The sequence below is a fragment of the Micromonospora sp. NPDC049580 genome (assembly GCF_040675595.1).
Classification (GTDB): domain Bacteria; phylum Actinomycetota; class Actinomycetes; order Mycobacteriales; family Micromonosporaceae; genus Micromonospora.
In genome coordinates, this window is the sequence record NZ_JBFAPG010000543.1 from 1 (window position 1) to 3,919 (window position 3,919).

At 71.5% G+C, this 3,919-nt stretch carries 4 protein-coding genes; all 4 read left to right on the top strand.

Translation table 11 applies throughout. The annotated features are described in order from the left end of the window. The coding region (locus AB0J68_RS28690) for a LysR substrate-binding domain-containing protein (RefSeq protein ID WP_363941577.1) at positions 1-618 on the top strand (618 nt) is incomplete at its 5' end. 191 nt (positions 619-809) lie between these two features. Then, the gene (locus AB0J68_RS28695; RefSeq protein WP_354856067.1) at positions 810-1,196 is read left to right on the top strand and encodes a YciI family protein; all 387 of its coding nucleotides are present in this window, start codon (positions 810-812) and stop codon (positions 1,194-1,196) included. Next, positions 1,196-2,440: a sigma-70 family RNA polymerase sigma factor gene (locus AB0J68_RS28700; protein WP_363941580.1), complete on the top strand. Its 1,245-nt coding sequence runs from the start codon at positions 1,196-1,198 to the stop codon at positions 2,438-2,440. Before AB0J68_RS28695 ends, AB0J68_RS28700 begins: the two co-directional genes overlap by 1 nt. Positions 2,441-2,629: 189 nt before the next feature. Beyond that, the gene (locus AB0J68_RS28705) at positions 2,630-3,880 is read left to right on the top strand and encodes a cellulose binding domain-containing protein (protein WP_363941583.1); all 1,251 of its coding nucleotides are present in this window, start codon (positions 2,630-2,632) and stop codon (positions 3,878-3,880) included. Positions 3,881-3,919 lie beyond the last annotated feature (39 nt).

Here is a 3,919-nt window from a genome sequence, read left to right on the forward strand (position 1 = left end):
CCGGAAACCAAGCTCGACGTGGTGACCCTGCGGGTCAACGACCCGCGCGCGGCGGTCGCCGCCGTCCAGGCGGGCGACATCGACGCCTCGTTCCGCTCGGTCACCGACCCGGCCACGCTACCGCGCGACGTGCGGATGATCCACGCGTTCGACTCACCCCTGGAACTGCTCGTCGGCCCGCGGCACCCGCTCGCCTCCGCGCGCACACTGACACCGGCCCAGCTGCGCGGGCACCGGATCTGGGTCCCCGGCATCGCGCCGGGAAGCGAATGGTCGGACTTCTACGACCAGCTCGCCACCGACTTCGACCTGCGCATCGACGCCGCCGGCCCGAACTTCGGCAACGAGGTGCTGCTCGACATCCTCGCGGACTCCGCCGACGTGGCGACCCTCGTCGGCACGCGCGACCGGTACCTCTGGCCGACGAACCACGACCTGCGCCGCATTCCGATCGCGCGCCCGACGCTCGCGTACCCCCTCTCGCTCATCCTGCCGCAAGCGAACCCGCACCCGGGCCTGCGGGCGGTCATCGACCACGTCGCGAGCCTGGCACCACTGCCGGCGACGACGTGGCGCCCGTCCTGGGCAGCGAAACCGGGCGGCATTCCCGGAAGCTGATGGCCGCGAGCCCGCAGCACCCCGCCGGCCGACCGCACTCGCCGCGGTCGCGCCCGAGCAGGATGAACGGATGTCGAGGGCGACCGGACTGCGACGAGGGTTTCTTTTGGGGGCCGCGTCGATCCACCGGCCGTTCGTTCGACGTGTGGGGTGAGGGCCGAGGGGCGGCCCCGCCGGACGAGGAGAACAAGTTGTCGACGTACATGCTGATCATGCGAGGCACCGACGAGTCGAACGCCGCCATGATGGCCTCGATCGACGAGGCGATGGTCGCGACCCGCACGTTCATCGAGGAGATGGTCAAGGCCGGTGTCCTCCTTGCGGCCGAGGGGCTGGACGATCCGGCCCAGGGCGTCGTGGTCGACTTCGGCGGCGAGGCCCCGGTGGTCACGGACGGGCCGTACGGCGAGACCAAGGAACTGTTCGGGGGCTACTTCCTGCTCGATGTCGCCTCGAAGGAGGAGGCGGTGCAGTGGGCCAGGAGGTTCCCCGCGGTCCGCGGCTCCAAGATCGAGGTCCGGCGGGTGGCCGAGGCCGACGAGGTCCCGGCGGACAGCGCGAGCAACGGCCACCTCTGATGGGTACGGCCGACGTCGAGGCCGTCTGGCGGATCGAGTCGGCGCGGATCGTCGCCGCGCTGACCCGGTTCACCGGTGATTTCGAGCTGGCCGAGGACGCCGCCCAGGAGGCGGTGGCCGAGGCGCTGGTGTCATGGCGGCGTGCCGCCCCGGTCAATCCGGCCGGTTGGCTGATGGCCACGGCCCGACGGCGGGCCATCGACGCGATCCGCCGCCGAAGCGCGCTCCAGCAGCGGTACGCCCTGCTGGCGGTCGACGCGGCGGCCTGCCTCGTTGACGAGGACATCGACCCCGACCGGATCGACGATGACGTGCTGGCGCTGATGTTCGTCAGCTGCCACCCGGTGCTCTCCCCCGAGGCCCGGGTGGCGCTGACCCTGCGCGTGGTCGGCGGCCTGTCCAGCGAGGAGATCGCTCGCGCGTTCCTCGTGTCCGTGCCGACCGTGCAGGCCCGCATCACCCGCGCCAAGAAGACGATCGCGGCGGCCCGGGTGCCGTTCGAGCTGCCGCCGGCCGCCGAGCGCCGGGAACGGCTCGGCGGCGTGCTCAGCGTCCTGTACGTGATCTTCACCGAGGGGTCGACGGCCACGTCGGGCGACCGGTTGCTGCGCCCCGACGTCGCGTACGAGGCGATCCGGCTGGCCCGTACGCTGGCCGCGCTGCAACCGGACGAGCCGGAGGTGCACGGCCTTCTCGCGTTGTGCGAGCTGACGGCCGCACGCTTTCCGGCCCGGACCGGCCCGGACGGCTCGCCGGTCCTGCTGGAGGACCAGGACCGACGGCGGTGGGACGTGTCCGCGATCCGTCGCGGGCTGACCGCGCTGTCCAGGGCGTCGGCCCGCGGGCTCGGCCCCTACGGTCTGCAGGCCGCGATCGCCGCCACCCACGCGTCGGCGCCCTCCGTCGAGGCGACCGACTGGGAGCGGATCGTCGTGCTCTACGAGGCGCTCGGCCGGGTCGCCCCCTCACCGGTGGTCGACCTCAACCGGGCCGTCGCCGTGGCCATGGCCTCGGGCCCGGCGCACGCCCTGGCCATCGTGGACGAGCTGATCGCCGCGAACCGGCTCCCCGGATCGCACCTGGTCCCGACCGTACGCGGGGAGCTGCTGGCCCGGCTCGGACGGCGAGCGGAAGCGCGCGCCGAGCTGGAGCTGGCCGCCCGGCTGTGCGCCAACCAGCGTGAACGCTCGGTGCTGCTGCGCAAGGCGTCGGAGTCAGCGAGCCCGGGACCGACCATAGATTGACACTTATCGTTACGGTAGTGATAGTAACTGCATACCGCTCCCATCGGATCGCCTGTGGGGACCCCGCCGGGTGGTCGACGCGTACGCCTCGACCTGGCCCGTGGCCTGCGCTGACCGCTGCGGTCGCAGCGTGAACGAACAGCCGCCACCGCCGCCGGGAGCCCACCGTGACATCCGTTGGAGGGGTGCATGAGAAGGAGATCGAAGATCTACGCGGGGCTGGTGACCGTCATCGTCCCGGTTGCCTCGGTGATCGTGATGCTCGGCGCGACACCGGCCGATGCCGCCATCGGCGGTTCCGGGCCCTATCCCGCCGACTACGAGACGTCGGCCAGCCTGGCCAACCACACCATCTTCCGGCCCCAGACGCTCCCGTCCGAACGCCTCCCCATCTTCGTCTGGGGCAACGGCGGGTGCTCTGCCAACGGCCTCTCCCAGGGCAACTTCCTGCGCGAGATCGCCTCCCACGGTTTCCTCGCCATCGCCAACGGAGCCCCGAACGGATCCGGCTCCACCACCTCCCAGATGCTCACCCAGTCCATCGACTGGGCCGTCGCGGAGAACTCCCGGCAGGGCAGCAAGTACTTCAACAAGCTCGACACCACCAAGGTCGCTGTCGCGGGCTTCTCCTGCGGAGGGCTGGAGGCGTACGCCGTTTCGGCCGACCCGCGCGTCACCACGACCGGGATCTTCAGCAGCGGCCTGCTGAACGACGCCGACGACTACCAGCTCAGGAGACTCACCAAGCCGATCGCCTACTTCATCGGCGGGCCCAGCGACATCGCCTACCCCAACGCCATGGACGACTGGGGCAAGCTGCCGGCCGGGCTGCCCGCCTTCATGGGCAATCTCAACGTCGGTCACGGCGGCACCTACGACCAGGCCGACGGCGGCGAGTTCGGCCGCGTCGCGGTGCTCTACCTCAAGTGGCGCCTCAAGGGTGACACCACCGCTGGCGCCAAATTCGTCGGCCCCGACTGTGGCCTGTGCCGCAGCCAGTGGACCGTCCAGCAGAAGAACCTGACGCTCGACGGCGGCACACCCCCCACCACGCCGCCACCCACGACACCTCCGCCCACGACGCCCCCGCCCAGCACACCTCCGCCCAGCACGCCTCCGCCGACCACGCCGCCGCCCACCGGCACCCCGGCCTGCACCGCGGTCTACTCCGTCCAGGACCAGTGGAACGGCGGATTCGTCGCCAACGTGACCGTCACCGCGGGGACGTCCGCGCTCACCGGCTGGCGGGTCACCCTCACCCTGCCGAGCGGAGCCTCGGTCAGCTCGGTGTGGAACGGCGTCGCCAGCGGCACCATCGGCACCATCGCCGTGACCAACCAGAGCTACAACGGACGACTGGCGGCAGGTCAGACCACCAGTTTCGGGTTCCAGGGCACCGGCAACGGCAGCGGCACCACCGCCACCTGCACCGGAAGCTGACGCAGGCAGCTCTGCGGGTCGGCGCCGGGGGCGCCGGCC